At 48.3% G+C, this 14801-nt stretch carries 22 protein-coding genes; 7 read left to right on the forward strand and 15 right to left on the reverse strand.

Annotated elements, in window-relative coordinates:
• Positions 1 to 4: 4 nt before the first annotated feature.
• From LEPBO_RS0106745 to LEPBO_RS0106765, 4 genes are all read right to left on the reverse strand, one after another.
• Positions 5 to 367 carry a hypothetical protein gene (locus LEPBO_RS0106745; protein ID WP_017286780.1) on the reverse strand — a complete coding sequence of 121 codons (363 nt, stop codon included), beginning with the start codon at positions 365 to 367 and terminating at the stop codon, positions 5 to 7.
• The gene (locus tag LEPBO_RS0106750; RefSeq protein ID WP_017286781.1) at positions 351 to 959 is read right to left on the reverse strand and encodes a hypothetical protein; all 609 of its coding nucleotides are present in this window, start codon (positions 957 to 959) and stop codon (positions 351 to 353) included. The genes LEPBO_RS0106745 and LEPBO_RS0106750 overlap by 17 nt, the downstream gene beginning before the upstream one ends.
• A gap of 7 nt (positions 960 to 966) precedes the next feature.
• Entirely contained in the window at positions 967 to 2055 is a 1089-nt protein-coding gene (locus LEPBO_RS0106755) for a hypothetical protein (RefSeq protein ID WP_017286782.1), read from the reverse strand.
• A gap of 432 nt (positions 2056 to 2487) precedes the next feature.
• Complete coding sequence (locus LEPBO_RS0106765) at positions 2488 to 2805, reverse strand: hypothetical protein (protein ID WP_017286784.1); 318 nt, start codon at positions 2803 to 2805, stop codon at positions 2488 to 2490.
• A gap of 158 nt (positions 2806 to 2963) precedes the next feature.
• Between LEPBO_RS0106765 and LEPBO_RS0106770 the strand changes: the two genes are divergently transcribed.
• Positions 2964 to 3326 (forward strand): hypothetical protein, encoded by a 363-nt coding sequence (locus tag LEPBO_RS0106770; protein ID WP_017286785.1) that lies wholly within the window; start codon positions 2964 to 2966, stop codon positions 3324 to 3326.
• Between the two features lie 223 nt (positions 3327 to 3549).
• Here the strand turns inward: LEPBO_RS0106770 and LEPBO_RS42215 are convergent, their stop codons facing one another.
• Genes LEPBO_RS42215 through LEPBO_RS0106790 form a run of 4 tightly spaced genes read right to left on the reverse strand, consistent with a single transcriptional unit; the run spans position 3550 to position 6186 of the window.
• Positions 3550 to 4347: a Rad52/Rad22 family DNA repair protein gene (locus tag LEPBO_RS42215; RefSeq protein WP_017286786.1), complete on the reverse strand. Its 798-nt coding sequence runs from the start codon at positions 4345 to 4347 to the stop codon at positions 3550 to 3552.
• 4 nt (positions 4348 to 4351) lie between these two features.
• Positions 4352 to 4621 (reverse strand): hypothetical protein, encoded by a 270-nt coding sequence (locus LEPBO_RS0106780; RefSeq protein WP_017286787.1) that lies wholly within the window; start codon positions 4619 to 4621, stop codon positions 4352 to 4354.
• Between the two features lie 31 nt (positions 4622 to 4652).
• The gene (locus tag LEPBO_RS0106785; protein ID WP_017286788.1) at positions 4653 to 5312 is read right to left on the reverse strand and encodes a hypothetical protein; all 660 of its coding nucleotides are present in this window, start codon (positions 5310 to 5312) and stop codon (positions 4653 to 4655) included.
• Between the two features lie 22 nt (positions 5313 to 5334).
• A complete protein-coding gene (locus tag LEPBO_RS0106790) occupies positions 5335 to 6186 on the reverse strand; it encodes a hypothetical protein (protein ID WP_017286789.1) in 852 nt (283 codons plus the stop codon).
• 170 nt (positions 6187 to 6356) lie between these two features.
• Between LEPBO_RS0106790 and LEPBO_RS36325 the strand changes: the two genes are divergently transcribed.
• Positions 6357 to 6602: a helix-turn-helix domain-containing protein gene (locus LEPBO_RS36325; protein WP_017286790.1), complete on the forward strand. Its 246-nt coding sequence runs from the start codon at positions 6357 to 6359 to the stop codon at positions 6600 to 6602.
• A 64-nt stretch (positions 6603 to 6666) separates the two neighbouring features.
• Here LEPBO_RS36325 and LEPBO_RS0106800 read toward each other — a convergent pair whose 3' ends face one another.
• Positions 6667 to 7203 carry a hypothetical protein gene (locus LEPBO_RS0106800; RefSeq protein WP_017286791.1) on the reverse strand — a complete coding sequence of 179 codons (537 nt, stop codon included), beginning with the start codon at positions 7201 to 7203 and terminating at the stop codon, positions 6667 to 6669.
• A 2-nt stretch (positions 7204 to 7205) separates the two neighbouring features.
• Positions 7206 to 8648 carry a ParA family protein gene (locus LEPBO_RS0106805; RefSeq protein ID WP_017286792.1) on the reverse strand — a complete coding sequence of 481 codons (1443 nt, stop codon included), beginning with the start codon at positions 8646 to 8648 and terminating at the stop codon, positions 7206 to 7208.
• Positions 8649 to 8789: 141 nt separating this feature from the next.
• Here LEPBO_RS0106805 and LEPBO_RS0106810 point away from each other — a divergent pair, with 141 nt between their 5' ends.
• Positions 8790 to 9317: a Uma2 family endonuclease gene (locus LEPBO_RS0106810; protein ID WP_017286793.1), complete on the forward strand. Its 528-nt coding sequence runs from the start codon at positions 8790 to 8792 to the stop codon at positions 9315 to 9317.
• 76 nt (positions 9318 to 9393) lie between these two features.
• Positions 9394 to 10131 carry a hypothetical protein gene (locus LEPBO_RS0106815; RefSeq protein ID WP_017286794.1) on the forward strand — a complete coding sequence of 246 codons (738 nt, stop codon included), beginning with the start codon at positions 9394 to 9396 and terminating at the stop codon, positions 10129 to 10131.
• 19 nt (positions 10132 to 10150) lie between these two features.
• On the opposite strand, the gene LEPBO_RS0106820 is transcribed toward LEPBO_RS0106815, so the two are convergent.
• The 4 genes from LEPBO_RS0106820 to LEPBO_RS0106835 form a co-directional block, all read right to left on the reverse strand.
• Entirely contained in the window at positions 10151 to 10456 is a 306-nt protein-coding gene (locus LEPBO_RS0106820; RefSeq protein ID WP_017286795.1) for a hypothetical protein, read from the reverse strand.
• Positions 10453 to 11913, reverse strand: coding sequence for a hypothetical protein (locus LEPBO_RS0106825; RefSeq protein ID WP_017286796.1), 1461 nt, complete (start codon positions 11911 to 11913; stop codon positions 10453 to 10455). The genes LEPBO_RS0106820 and LEPBO_RS0106825 overlap by 4 nt, the downstream gene beginning before the upstream one ends.
• A 76-nt stretch (positions 11914 to 11989) precedes the next feature.
• On the reverse strand, positions 11990 to 12178 hold the full coding sequence (locus tag LEPBO_RS0106830) for a hypothetical protein (RefSeq protein ID WP_017286797.1): 189 nt from the start codon (positions 12176 to 12178) through the stop codon (positions 11990 to 11992).
• Entirely contained in the window at positions 12175 to 12378 is a 204-nt protein-coding gene (locus LEPBO_RS0106835) for a type II toxin-antitoxin system HicB family antitoxin (protein ID WP_017286798.1), read from the reverse strand. Before LEPBO_RS0106835 ends, LEPBO_RS0106830 begins: the two co-directional genes overlap by 4 nt.
• Positions 12379 to 12526: 148 nt before the next feature.
• Here LEPBO_RS0106835 and LEPBO_RS0106840 point away from each other — a divergent pair, with 148 nt between their 5' ends.
• Positions 12527 to 12955, forward strand: coding sequence for a hypothetical protein (locus LEPBO_RS0106840; RefSeq protein WP_017286799.1), 429 nt, complete (start codon positions 12527 to 12529; stop codon positions 12953 to 12955).
• A gap of 168 nt (positions 12956 to 13123) precedes the next feature.
• Here LEPBO_RS0106840 and LEPBO_RS0106845 read toward each other — a convergent pair whose 3' ends face one another.
• Complete coding sequence (locus LEPBO_RS0106845) at positions 13124 to 13342, reverse strand: hypothetical protein (protein ID WP_144056155.1); 219 nt, start codon at positions 13340 to 13342, stop codon at positions 13124 to 13126.
• 217 nt (positions 13343 to 13559) lie between these two features.
• Here LEPBO_RS0106845 and LEPBO_RS0106850 point away from each other — a divergent pair, with 217 nt between their 5' ends.
• Positions 13560 to 14153 carry a hypothetical protein gene (locus tag LEPBO_RS0106850; RefSeq protein ID WP_172410507.1) on the forward strand — a complete coding sequence of 198 codons (594 nt, stop codon included), beginning with the start codon at positions 13560 to 13562 and terminating at the stop codon, positions 14151 to 14153.
• 119 nt (positions 14154 to 14272) lie between these two features.
• Entirely contained in the window at positions 14273 to 14728 is a 456-nt protein-coding gene (locus LEPBO_RS0106855) for a hypothetical protein (protein WP_017286802.1), read from the forward strand.
• The last annotated feature ends 73 nt before the right edge of the window (positions 14729 to 14801 follow it).

The following is a 14801-nucleotide window of genomic DNA, read 5'->3' on the forward strand; positions in this document are numbered from 1 at the left end:
TGGATCATGCTGCTAACTCGCTCCAATCAATCTCTGTCGTTTGAACAGCTTGAATTGTGACGGTTGCTTGCCGCTTGAGTTCGGCGATCGTTGCTTGCTTCTCCAGATCGGAAAGACTGACGATGCAGGAATGATGAAACCAGCTATTTTCCTCAAAGCTCGTTTCATAGTGCAATTCGCTACCTAGCAATCGAGCGCGAAGTAAGAACACGTTTTCACCGCATTCGAGCTTTGCTTCTTGCGAAACAATGTTCAGGATGCTGGATTCACTCAATTCATGGTGCTTGCGGAACTCGTTCAATGCTTCTTCTGCTGTGTCTGCATGGAGCAGAGCGTAAGTGTTGCATCCCTTAATTTCGTAAAGCATGGTTGGGTATCCTTTGGTGAGATTTAGTTTGCTGAGTGTTCGGGGGTAAGGTCTTGCTCCCGAACATTTTTTGAGACAAGTCAATAGGGTTGCCGAAGTCATCGGTGAGGATTTCGATGTCTTCTCGGCTCATTGCTTCTGCGATCGCGATTCTTCGAGTCGCCGGATCTTTGAGCCATTGCCGCAAGCGATCGAGGTCGAAAACTGTTCCCGCAATGCATTCTTCTGCGGTCGGAATTGGCATTGGTTTGGCGATTTGGGGTGTCGCCGCTTTCAGCATCTGCTGAATCCGCTTGATCGCGGCTCTTGCCTCGGCTTGCTGTTCTGGGGGGAGTTCCTCGATCGTCGGTGGTAGTTGTTCTGGGGGTGAGGGATGCGATCGGCGAAGCGCGTGAACCGCGTCAACGAAATCTTTTGGCGCAGGGAATTTGCCCTCAAAAAAGAACTGTTCCGCTACTTGCACAAATTCTTCGGTGGTCATTCGCTCTGCGATCGCGGTGTAGAACTTTCGGTAGGTTTCAGAACCGAAATTTTTGCTGTGTTGGTCACAGAGAGCGTTGAAATGCTCTCCAAACAGGTCTTTGTCAATCATGGCTACCTCAAAGGTTTTTTAACGCTTCTGTGATCAGCGTTTTTCGCTCCGTAGACCGCCGATCGAGAGGGGGAGTAGTGTGAATATCCATTTCGCCGCGTTGGACGGCTTGATAGTCATTCCAGAGTCCTTCCAGCTTCAAAATGCCGTCCTCTGACCTCTGGCAGTTGAGAACATAGCTTCGCCCCTTGATTCGGGGGTGCATATCGTTTTTTGGAAGCTGATTGCCAACAAACTCAGCAAATTCAGGCAGCGGTTGCCGATCTTCGCCCTCCCAGAGGTAGCGATGCGTGAACTGCCGATCGAAGCGCTCGACTGAACTAAATTGTGATGACGAAAAATCGCGCCGCGCGCTGGAAAATTGATCCTCACCCGTCGATCGCTCGGTTGCGACTTGTTGTTCAAGGTTTGGAACCGTAGCGAGGATCTCGATTCGATCAGAATCTTTCCCGCTGACCGGATCTTTCTCCCCCTCTCTTCCGTCGATCGTGTTTGAGGGGGTAGGGGGAGAGATCTGATCCTTAGCTGAAGAAAGATCTGAAGAAAGATCTGAAAAAGAGTTGAGAGGTTCCCGAAACTCTTGCGTAGCTTCCGTTTCAGGGATCGTTTGTGCGGCATCCTGCACTGGGTGTGCGGCATCCTGCACTGGGTGTGCGGCATCCTGCACTGGGTGTGCGGCATCCTGCACTGGGTGTGCGGCATCCTGCACTGGGTGTGCGGCATCCTGCACTGGGTGTGCGGCATCCTGCACTGGGTGTGCGGCATCCTGCACTGGGTGTGCGGCATCCTGCACAGTTGTGCGGGAATTTTCAGCGGCATCAATGATTCGCAATTCGACTGCGCCAAGGATGTTTTCTTCAAGAACACCGTCCGCGATTAGAGCTGCTTTCGCGTCGTAAAATGTTCGTCGCTTGATCTTCCAGCGATCGCAAAACTCGGTTATGTTGTCGATTCGATACCACCAGCCTTCTTTCCTCAATGCCAGCAAGAGGTGATAGAGATAGCCCGTTGGTGTGTAGTACTTCTTGCCTTCTTTAGTCCAGTTCTTGAAGACCTGTTGCGAAGTTAAGCGAGCATGAGGTTCTTTGCGGCTCACCTTGCACCTCCGAAGTCCGATCGCAAATTGATACTAAGCACGATCGACGAAACAAATCGCGCAAACTCAATCAGTACCAATGCTCTAGAGGGATCGCCGAAGTTGCGGCTAGGTCGAACCTGAAAAAATTGAGTGCAAAAATCTACCGAAAGGCGTATCCCTGATACCCTTTCGCTTTTCGAGGTGGATCGCATATATTAGAGTTAATCCGCAAATTTACGGATCTGATTGAGTGAACAGTTGATTAGCGAGCAGTTGACAAGTGAATGGTTGATTGATTTGTTGGTTGATTGGTTGACGCAGATTTACGGGCGAATTAGCGGACAAAACAAAACAAGTCGTCTGAGCCTGGTTAGCTCCCAGGAAGGACAAAAATGAACAATCTACCGAACGTGCCGTGTATCTGTGCTAGAGATGTGCGGCATTGTTCTTTTAGGCAGATTTCGAGGCGGGGTTGAAGTATTCAGTTAGCGCCTGAACCACGATCGCGGCTGGATAAACTTTGCGCGTTGCCGCTTCTAAGCGAATTTTGCTGTCTACGTCATCGGGAATCGAAAACCACGCGGTTCGACCCCCTTGGCGAAAATAAGGCTCTAGATTTTGCGATCGCAATCTAAAATATTGCTCGATCGCTTCGACCAGAATATCGGACTGAATGCGTTGGGTTCGATCTACCTCCCGCTCAAGCGTGCTGATGAGCGCGGGAGGCAATCGAAACCCTTTAATCACGTTGCCGAGCTTTGCAGGCATGGTTGACTTCTCAGGACTCAATTTGATTACAGAGTGATTATGCAGGTAAATCGTGTGACCGTCAAGTGGTCAATTTGATGACTACATGAAATTCAATATTGCTGATTTCGTGGTCATTAGTTTTCGGCTAATGTGATGCCGACGCAAGCTAGAAAGTTATGGACGAAAATTATCGCGATCGCTTAATCGAGCTATTGCGAAAGATGCGCGGAGAGTCGGGATCAGAGCAGGTGATATCTTGGCGAACACTGGCGCGCAACCTGGATATTCCGCAATCGACGCTGCAATCGTATGTCGCGGGGGACAAACTTCCAGAAATTGAGCAGCGCGAAAAGATCGCCAAAGGGTTGAAATGGACACGCGAAGAATTAGATGCGTATCTGGAAGATCGCATCCTGGAACCAACAAAATCAATCGACGAAATTTGCCGGGAGATCAGAACTGTTCGCGATATCGACGATTTAGAGCGAATCGCTAGGGTCACTCTCGCCCAGTTGACTCGAATGGCTAAAAGTCTGTAATGCCTGCTCTGTGGCTTGCTCCAGTAGCGTAGTCAACCTATCTTCTTTGCGATCGCTAACTGAGGCGTGATTATCTGCAATCTCGGCTAGGCGGTCTAAAACTTCTGCGAAGCCGTGTCGCTCAACTAGCTGCATCAGCGTAGATCTAAGAGTTTGGTTTTGCATTGCCTGTGATGTCATTTCATTGTTGAAAGTTTAGTACTTTTGTTCGTGGTTTGCATGTTCACGACCATTCATTTTGTTCGGGTGCGGAGTGAATTGGAGCGGCTTGCGAGTTATACAGTGCGGCTTTCGATTTATCCTGCAAGAGCTTGCAAAGTTCGTCGTATTTCGCGATCGTAATCTCAGTTGACGAAGTGAAGTTGTGTTCCGAGAGAAGTTTTTTCGCGGCTCCGTCTGTCCAGCCGTTATTTTTGGCGATCGTGTAGAACCGGGTGCGCTGTGCTGCGGTGATGATTTTGGGGGTGTTTCCGTTGATTGTCCCCCCGAACGGTTTGGGCGGTGGCTTTGGTGTTGTTCTGGGGGTGGAACCGTTGGCGATCTGCTGATTGTTGCGATAGTGCGTTGCTGCACGTCCATTGCCGCCTTTCTGCATGTAGCGGACAAAGTTCTCTTTCGTGTCCTTATCGGCTTGCTCATCCAAGTATCGGGCGATGCCATGAAGCTCGCAGCTATTCTTGAAAGCGTCGGCGGTAGCGCGTTCTCCAGCCGACCCGCGCGCCATATTTTTGCCCGCGTTACTGATCAATTTGAGCGGTGCATAGCCCGGCGCTTCACGGCTCACCCCGCAAATGGTGATCTTGCATCGAATGCAAATTTCTTCTTCGATAACGATCGGGTCAGAGTACTCAACCTCCCAATCTGGGCAGACCTCATCTAAGCGATCGCGGATTTTTTGCCATTTTACGAAATACCAAATCGCCTTAGTTCCAGGCAATTCGCGCTCGTCGTGGTCTTCTGGGGGAAACCAAGCCTTGAGCTTTGGTTGAATTTCTTTGAATCTTTCGAGGTCGATCGTCATTTTTTTACTCCTTTACAGGTTCGTCGATCATTTGCATTTGCAGGAGCAATCCTTCGATCGCTTTCTGAGCCAAGTCGATAATCTTGCGTTCATCGTCATGAAACCCTTGTCGCATGGCAATCTTGACTAATGCTTGCCACATTTGTTTTACGTCGGCGGTTTCAAGAGCCTGCTTTGCTGTGCTGGCTAACTGCTTTTCCTCAGTGAAGAATGCAGGGTGTGTACTGATTTCGAGCAAGGCTCTGTAGATGATCTGAAACTGTTCTGTCAGCATGTTGATGTCTCGGTTTGAGTGTTTGGGGACTTCATGATTCTGGGGACTCGCGATTGATTTCGCTCAGTCGATCGTAGATTGGGGCTGAGTTCTGGATGTTGCGATAGGTACGGCTTCCGGGTTGCATCAGGTAGCGCAGTTCAGCGCGGTTTGCGGCTTGAACATCTGGGGGCAGATCAGAGGAATGCAGAATTTCGTTCGGGGGTAACGCTTTTCGCTGTTCTGGGGTGCGATCTGCGAGGGCTTGGAGAATTTCGGATTTAAAGCGATCGAGGTCTTGGCGATAGTCAGGGGCTTTCCATCCAGTAATGCTCTGAACCCAAGACTCAAGACCCATCTCAGCGAATTTTGTCAGACTGAAAATTGCCTCTTTCTTGCCTTTGCTGGCATAGTGGCTGATTACCGTGATGCAAAATTTTGAACGGTAAATTTTGAGATTTCCCGCTTCTATGCCGTTGACGGTAGCACGATCGTCATTACGCAAAAGGGTGTAGCTTGCTTCCGTAAAGGCTTTCAGCGCATCTGGAGCCTCAGAAGTTACAAGGGTGTTTCCGAGTCGAGAAACCGTGGAAGGACTGACACCGCAAAGCTTTGCGAGTCCCGACAGGCTAATACCACTTTCACCTGTTGTCTCAATTGTGTAAAACTCAACTCCGTTCTGTTCGGTCTTCAAAAGTGCGATCGCGCTCATGATTTCTCCTCGTTCGTTTGATTTAGTGATTTCTCCACGGGAATCGGCTAGCGTCCCTGCTCTCAGCAATGAAGCGGTGGGAATCGTTTTCGGTATCAATGGTTAGTCGAATCTCATCTGGATCAAGGTCAGGATTGCGATCGCAAGAAACTGATCTCCAGCCTCCCTCTTCCATGACTCGCCAGTTTTGACACTCGGAATAGAGACTCGCCTCTGTCGCCGCATTCAACAGGCTCAAAACTTCGCTCAACCCAACAGGCTCATAAGTCTTGTCATCACCAGTTGCGTCTTTATACAAGGCGTATCGATCTTGCTGTGCGGGCATAACATCTAAAAACAACTGAACGACCTTCTTTGCCGAATCAGCAATTCTTGACAGGTCTTCAGGAAGTTGAAGTAACTGATCGTTGAAATCAACAACTGTGACGTAATGCCCTAGCAAGCCTGTTTCACGCTCTCCGACGATGCCGGAAATTTGCTTTTCTTGCTGCAATAGCTGGACATGATCGCGAATCTGGTGATAGAGCATTATCGAAGCCATTCCTTCAGGCTTGATGAAAGAACCAAGTTTCTGATACCATCCAGCGCCTTCCTGAACCTCTTCGGGTGCGTCTAGTGCCCAACCCTTTGGATCTGCCGCAAACCGTCGCAAAAAGTTTTTAGCAAAATCGCCAGCATCCAAACCAGCTAAGCCATAGTAAATTTCTTCATCTTTGAGAAGCTCAATTTTGACTCGCTTTCGTCCGCTGCTAGTACCGCAAAACATTGCGCTAGACAAAAGTTCAGATAGTCCTTTAGGCGTGTAGAGGTCTGGATATACCTGCTCGACTTTTGCGATCGCCCATCTAAATCTTTCTGGAATAACTTCGTGCATAATTCCGTGATCTTCCTTTGTTCTGGGGTATGATTTCCTAAATTTATATCGCTCAAAGCGATATTGTCAACGCTTAAAACGACATATTATGTCTTGCCAGCTCAATTAATAGCTGTTAGGTTGATATTTGTATCGGTGTAAAGACTGTTTTATAGTGCGGAGGTTGCTTTATGCCTGGAATTGTGCCAACAAAATGGAAGCTCGCGGAAGTGTTAGCCAGACACAAAATCAAGAACAAAGAATTGGCGGAGCGTCTCGGCGTTCGACCGAACACAATCAGCGATTTAAAGCGAGCTGATTCGATGCCCCGAATTGATGGCAAAAAACTGGATGAGCTAGCGGCTGCGATTACCGCTCTGTCGAAAATTGGAGGGACGGTGCGAGGAATCGATCTGCTTGAAGACAGAGAGGAATGAAACCTACACAACAAAAAAGACGGTACGAGTGATTCGTACCGTCTGACAGCTTGCCGATAAACCCCTATAAGCTCAAGTACTCCGAGAGTAACGGGAGCTTAGTTTTCCCTACTCCACATCGCAGCTTTGTAAGAAAAGCAAGGTTCTTCGGTTGGTTCATCTTACGATGCTCACAGATTGCTCTCGCAATTAACGCCGAATTCAGCTTGCTCAGAGACGGATTGCGCGATCGCGCAATTTCTAGAACTTCTACGATCGACTTCTCAGAAGCAGCAAGAACATTGATTTGAATGGATTGCCCAGTTTCGATTTGCATCTGAGCGTGCATTGCGTCATCTGCCACAATGCACCAAACGAAATCGAGTTTAGCCAGCCGCGCTGCTTCGAGGATTTGAGTATTGATCGTCGCTTGGTATTTGTCTTCTCCCAACAGCTTCACCACAACTGGAAGTAAGTTCTTACCCGTGGCTTGCAATTGAACTGAGATTGCTTGAATGACGATCGAGGGTAAGTCGGACTTACCTTTGATAAATTTGACGGGAACGCGAATCAGTTCGCCGAGAGGAATCGCGATCGAGGGGTCATCGAGTACAAAAGTCATGATTAACGATCCGTGAAGTTGTGGGACAAGAAGACTTTGTTAACAAGCTGGGTGTAGCAATTGGTGATGGGTGAGTTCTGCCAACAGACTACAGGCATATGCTTGAATTCGGCGGCTGTTATCTGTGTATAAGTATGTAGCCGCTCCTTGTATCGCTTACCCGTAAAGCCACGCTTTTGTAGTTCTGGCTCGATCGTGTTTTTGATCAAGTTGTCAGAATTGGTAGGGCAGTTACTATATACAATCCCCAGACTCCACGGTGCTAGATGCAAGCGTTCACCCCTAGCTCTCAATTCCCGCATAGAGGGAATTGCCAACTGATCTACTTCGATCGCGTGGTGTAGCGCTTTTTCGCTTAGATTTGAGGGAATCAAGACAGTATCGCAAGTAAAAAGCACCGCCTTGCTCAGCGCGTCGATACTAGGTGATACATCGATCAAAATGTAGTCGTAATCCTGCTTCAAACAATGAACGATCTGCTTAAAAACAGGCTCAAATCGCACATTCGTCGATTTTTCGATTTGATTCTTGGCTTGACCACGATCGCGAGAATTTTCAAGATGTTCTCTAGAAGCTGAAAGAACATGCAGCTCAAAGGACTGTCCATCACTTGTAGGGAAACTTTTTTCCTGAATTGCACCATGCAAGATGCTTTTCATGGCATCGAATTCGCGCAACTCGAATTTATTAGTGCATGAGCTAAGGTAGTCGGGGAAAGACGCAGGCTCTAGTCCTAGTCCCCTTGTCAAGTCGTTTTGAGGATCTAAGTCAACCAACAGAACCTTTTTTCCTGCCAATGCTAAGGTTGCGCCAATATTGAGTGTGTTCGTTGTCTTTGCAACGCCACCCTTTCGATTCCAAACTGTTGTAACTAGGGCGGGCTGAGGATTGCCCAGGCAGTATCCTAGTTGCCGCATCAATTCAGGAATGCTGGTTTTAGTCATTCGTTGTATTGGTGTGAGCGGGAAGATTAAGCCGTCAACCCGTCGCCATAACTGGAAGAAGTCACCATTACATACCAAGCCATAAGGCGCGAGATACTGAGGCTTGACCAAATTGATATTGAGATACTGCTGAATCCCATTACTAATGTAGCCAACCGCCTCTTTGTAGTATGAGCTTTGCTGACAAGCACCGACGAAGTCTGCGCTTGAAGCATTTGCTAAGGCTGGATGACGCTTTTTATTCTCAATGACTAAAACCGGGGGTTGATTCAGGTCTTGGTAAATTAGTGCGTCGGGTATTAGTCCAGATTCCCCAGTGTTTGCAATGTTGGATGAAACAATTTGATGAGGCTTGAAACCAAGGGCAGCAATCATTGGAAACACCAGCGCGTTTTCAACTTGCCTCTCCGAGGCTTTATCGGAAAGCCCTGCCCAATCCTCAATAATTTTTCTCTGAGCCGCGGTCGGTTTAGTTTTGGTGTTCGGGGCGGATGCCACCATGATGATCCCTCGATAACGACGATGAGATCAAAGTGCCCTCATAAATCAGGGCTTCCAACAGAATTATTCTCTTTCTGTGAAGGTTGTTTGCTGAGGAGAATTCGTAAGATACGATCGATTCAGGCAAGCTGAGGCAACCCCATGACCACACTTCTCCATCACTGGACGATCGAGGACTACCACCGCATTGTTGAGTCAGGAGTTCTCGCTCAAGCCAACTGCGAACTGATTCGAGGAACGATCGTTGATATGCCGCCTGAAGGCCCCGAACATGCCGATTTATGTGAAACCTCTGCCCGTTATCTAGAGCGGCTATTTGGTGAAGGATGGCAGTCTCGGCAGGGAAAACCGATTACTCTAACTGATTCAGAGCCACAGCCCGATATTGCGATCGTGCGCGAGCAGTCTTATCGCCAACGCCACCCAATTCCTGAAGACATTCGATTGGTTATAGAGTATGCCTACAGCACTCAAACGCAGGATACAAGCGTAAAGCGAGATGTCTACGCTGAAGCCGGGATTTCAGATTATCTCGTGATCGACCTGAAGCGATCAAGGGTGTTTCACTACTCGAATCCGGTGAATGGGCAATACTCGGAACAGATATTGACAAGTGGCTTGATTCAGGTTGATGCAATCTCGATCGAGGTGTCCCGGCTGCTGAGCTAAGACCCGAAATAATGAGGGTACACTGAGCGAGGATCGTCCGCGCCGAAGACGGAATGCCAAGACATTATCCCCCCTCATGGCAATCGTTAAAGATCTTCGCCTCCAAGCCAAAGCCAGAAAAATTAAAGGCTGGAGCCGGATGAATAAAGCTCAGTTGATGTCTGCGCTGGGCGTGACCGAACAGCCCGTAAAGAAATCTGCTTCACTTGGAGACGCACGGGCGCGGGCGACCGCGAAAAAGTCAGGATTCGCTAAGTCGTATGCTGCTCAGAAACTGGCTGAGAAGTTAGGGGGAGAGCATCACAAGGAAGCGATCGTTAAAACAATTTCAATCGCACTCAAGAATGCTGAGAGACTAAAGCGAAGCAAACTCACGCCTGAAGAGAAAAGAGATGCTGCGGTGAGTGCGATTAAGAGCTATGCACAAAAGCAACGAAACCAAGCAAAAGCTGAAGCAAAGGGCGAAAGTCGCACCGATGTGCTTAGAGCAAAATACGGGGATTCAACGAATCAAGCAGTGCTACAACGATATCGCGAGATGTCGCCTGCTCAACGACGCAAGCATGAAGGATTGATCGACAATCTAGAACGCGGAGCTTCGATCGATCATGACGCACGAACGACAGGTAGTAATTATATTGGCGCGGCAGGGCTAAGAGGCGAAAGACCAAAAAGCTCTGCTCAAAAGTCACTCGATCGCTACAGAGCGAAAAAACGCAATCGAGCAATGTCGCCTGAAGAAAAGCGGACTCGGCGGCAGAGTCGGCGCGAGAATCGAAAGGAGGGAAGAGCACTCGACGGCTTTAGGTTCTAGCAGTCTCGCGGGTTGTACGCTAAAGAAGATCCCCTTCTTCAAGTCCAGGAACCTCGTAGCTTTCCACAATGTTTTTGCCCTTGAGGATCGTCACTTCGTAGAACGAGGGTAGATCGTGAAGGGCAGAATCGATATCGATCGCGGTCGTACTGTCAAGGTAGATCGAATGACCAAACGCGCCCGACGATCGCGAGAGATCCTGTTTTAGGCACTCAATTAGATCGGCATCTCCTTTGAATTGGACGGCTTCGGCTTCATTACCATTCTCAACATCAAGACTCAGTTCTGCTGTTACACCGATGCTTTCAACTTGCCAAACAATCATGATTTTTTCCGTTTACGCATGATTCCTAGAGTGAACATAAAATGCTCTGGATCTTGCAAATAGAACTCCACCATTTTTTCAGGTGAGGCAAAGCGCTCGACACCCATTGAAACGACTTCGGTTGTCGGCATTGGCTTACCCGTCTTGGGATTCAAGTAAACCTTTCCAACATAGGGCTTGAGAAAATGATCGGGAACCGCAATCTCGTTATCTTTGTAGCCTGAGTTGCCTGTGAGTTCCGAGAGTTTTTGAAGCTTGCCCGTTGCGCGACGCTTGATCCAGTCGAGTGCGGCTTTACCGACATTTGGATCTTCTGCCTCTAAATGGTGTGCCATTTCGTGAAACATGATGTCCCGCGTTGGATTCGCGCCGATGTTCACGGCTTGCCGCTTAATATTGGCATAGGCGCGATCGTCGTCTCTGGTAAATGATTTTAATGTTGATTCACCGCCACCACCCGTAATCAAGTGGTACTCCATCGCATCGCGTCGCAACTCTTTAGCTGACTTTCCGTTCGCCGCTGCTGCATCAATTTCGATGCTATTGGCAAATCTTGTCGCTGCTTTTCTTTGTTCAGGAGAAGACTCAAGCAGGGAGTCTCTGAATTTCGCCATTGATCGGATTAACGCCTGGTCGTATTCTTGTTGTGCTTTTCTACGGTCGCGAAGCGCTCTTCCTCGTTCCGCGAGATCCGCTGAAAGCTGCTGTCCCGACTGCCTCAGTTTTGCGGCGTGAGATAGAATTTGCTCTAATTGCTGATGTGTTTGAACGATTTTATCGACATTCTTGCGGCGCAGTTGAAGCGCTCGATCTAGTTCGGGTGGGAAAATTGACTTGGCATCTTCGATGTAGTCTTGAGATGTTTTCGGTTTCGATTCAGCCTGCTTCACTTTATCAATCTGAGCAGGTGCTATCTTCACCCGTCGCTGTTGTTCAGGGGTGGGTGAGGCTTCTTGTTGCTTTAGCTTTTCTAGTTGATCGAGGATCGCATTGATCCGCTGGTGCTGCTCTGAAGTCAAAGCAGGTTGAGTGCGTTTCGCTTTGGCTTCAGGCGCAAGCTTGTCTCCGCCAATCTGTTTCGCGGATTGCTTCACCGCCTCGATCGCCGCTTGGCGCAATGCTTTTTCGGTTGGCTTGATGCCCTGCTGTTTTAGCTCCTTGCGTTTTTGATTTAAAGCAGCTTGAATGTCGGACTTAAGCTGTTTGTGAATTTCTTTGGCATCACCACCAAACCGTTTCGCGAGTCTATCTGCAATCAAGCTCGAAGTTTTAGCGGTTTGGAATTTGACAGCAGGCTTCGGTTTAAATCCTTGCGCGGTCTGCGTTGACGAAATCCCTAAGAATTGCTCAATCTGTGCCCTGGATTTACCGTAAGGGTTAAATTTCTTGCCCTTCGGTAATTGAGCGTTTTTCTCTTTAACTTTGACGCGAAGCTCTGATAGGGTTAGTCCAGCCACAAGACACGAGCAGTACTGATCGCATTCCGTCTTCAGGCGCGGACGTTCCTAAGAGCTAGATTACCCTCACCATTCACTAAATCTCGGCTTCAGCCTGCTCTTTCTGTGCTGCATCCGCGATCGCATTTCTCAGCCAGTCTGACTTATTCGGAAGCGATCGCACATAGGCATCTAGATCTTTTGGCAGAACGACCGAAATCGGCTTGTCCGCTAAAGGCTCGTCTCGTGTGGATTGAAAGCGCGTCAAATAATCGGATCGAGTCATGATTCTGCCACAAACGCGATCGTGTCTGGAGTCGCTTCACCGTGTTCGATCTGATCGGCAATGACCCGTAATGCTAGGGCTTTCGCTTTCAAAGTCGCATCGTTACTACTCGTACCATAAGCGAGAACGCCGGGAAGCTCGGTTACTTCCGCAATCCATCGCTCATCTGTTTCTTGGTCAAGCTCGATCTTAAAATTCATAAACCTCTCGCTCCTCCTAACACGAGGATAACAGCAGATCATTAATCATCGAATTTGACTCCAAAATCGATACCCAAAGCCTTCTCGATTTTTCTCAAACTGACAGTTAATTTGGGCAACCTGAAGATAGTTTTTCCAGGTCTAAAACATGAAAAGAATTGCGGCTACGCTTCTCACGCTCTCGTCTTTGCTTTGTGTTGCCCCTGCCAAAGCAGTTGGCTGCGAGAACTCCCTGTCGTTCGTAATCTTATCGTCGGGTGAATGTCAAGTTTTGTCAGGCGATAAGCCCGTGAAACCTGTAAAGTCAATTCCGTTCTCATTCACTCGTGTCCGACTTAAGGGGGCTGATAACCCTAACCTCTTGATAGTTGCGGGTCAAATCACCAATCAAGGCGATAAGGTCTATCGGAACGTACTAATCACTGTTCAGATTGGCGCAAATCGTCTCGAAGAAGTCTTGATTCCAGGCCTGATCAGCCCAGGGCAGACTCGGAAATTTGAATCTTTCATCGAGCGGGATCGAACCTCGGTTCGGAATCCTGTCTATGTTCAAGAGGTAAAGTATTCGGAGCGCTAACCAGTGAGTGATACGACTGTTGTCCAAAAAAACTGGGAACACTGCGGGCTAGTCGCGATGCCGCTAGTTCAGATTGGAGTTCTCGTTTAGGGAGCTATTCGGAACGAGTATTAGGGCGACTTTTCCAGGAGAACCTATGAGCGATCGTGCGAAAGTGCGATCGCTTTTTTACTGGTCAGATTGCTCCTGCCTTTTATATTCCGCCAAGCGCTCTTTAACACCCAAATCTTCTAAGCGATGCCGCAGTAGCCTGTTTACTGCCTTATTCGAGCTTTCATCAGCAATTTCTTGGGCATAGAAATCTAACATTTCCGCTACATCAGGATCGAACCGAATTGTTCGATTAACAGTCTCTTTCTTCTTACGGGGCATATCGGAGCAGATCATCGCTTTGCCTCTTAATTTTGCATGAAATAGTACCAACCTGGTATCAATCCTATTCGCTAACCTACTTAAATACAACCATAATGGTATCAGTTTGGTTTATATATCGGTTTGCGATCATTTTGACTTTAACTTGCGAATTAAAAGGCTTTTAGCTTCAAAATCCGAATATGACAGATAGTTTTTATTGATATCTAAATGGTTGCAAAATGATACCACTATGGTTATATTAGATTCATCAGGCGGAACACCACACCGAATTAAAACCCGCCACAAGAATTTTGGAGTCTTAATTATGTTGAATCTCGAAACCATCACCACCGCAACGATCGCTCAACTCCGTGACTTCTGCAAATCGAACAACGTTGCCGTATTAGGTGATCTGCGCCTCAAAGCAACCTGGTTCGATGCTGCCTATCAACTCCTCAAGGCTCAAGCCGTTGCAGCCGCTCAAGCTGTAACTTCCCCAGAAGCACGCGCACTCTACAAATCTGCGTTTCGTTTCGTTTGCAAAACCATTGTCGTTCTTTGCCTCGCTGCGATCGTGCTTGGAATACTCACACGCGAACTGTGCGAGATGTTCTGGGGGTGGCTGAACGTACAGCTTGAACCGTCCCCCAGAACAGTCGCGATCAAAATCTTTGGGCGAATTGTCACGCGCTCAGTTTTTGCGGCTGCACGATGCAAGTCGAAAGCTCAAATTTTGCTCGATCGGGCAATGCTGCAAGTTCAATCCGCTCGCTCTGCGGTGATTTGGAATGCCTTGCAGGTTAAATATCGTGCGCTGAATGCTCGCGCTGCATTACTGCACTAAGTTTCCCGTCCGATGGCATGACGACGCTAAAAGCCTTGCCAAATCAAAACCCGCCTTGCTTTCAACTTCCAGGTCTGGAGCAAGACGGGAGCCAACCCTACTAAAGGTTTGAAACTATAATGACACAACTTCTAAATCCTGCCGACTATTCCGAGATCAAGCACCTCGAAGTCGATCTCCGTTTCAGCACTGAAGAGCTTGAGAATATTCTCTACGGCTCCAACTGTCCCCAGAAGAATCGCACCTTTCCCCGCAATCCTTCACCCGATGAACTTCGCAACAAGGGTTATCAAGACGGATTTCGCGGTGTCAATTCTCAGTCGTTCTGTGACAACCCGTTTTACGACGAAGGCTGGAAACTTGGCTACGCCGATCGCAAGAAAAAGCAAATCCTCGATCGAGGTTTGGTCGTCATTCTGCAATTGACTGACATCGATAATGCGATCGCTCAACAAGACGACTGGGCAACCCGCGCTCAAGACGGAGAAGTGGTCGAACTCACCTTCATGACCGACTTCAGAGAATATTGGCTCTGTGCAAGTCAGTCGTTCGTCGATCGCGTTCTTCAGTTCTAAATCCGCAACCGTTGCGGAAATTCATCGCTGCGTACAGGCAGATCCCGAATCTGCCTTTCCTTCTCTACACTCA

The organism is Leptolyngbya boryana PCC 6306 (genome assembly GCF_000353285.1).
In the GTDB taxonomy this organism is placed as follows: domain Bacteria; phylum Cyanobacteriota; class Cyanobacteriia; order Leptolyngbyales; family Leptolyngbyaceae; genus Leptolyngbya; species Leptolyngbya boryana.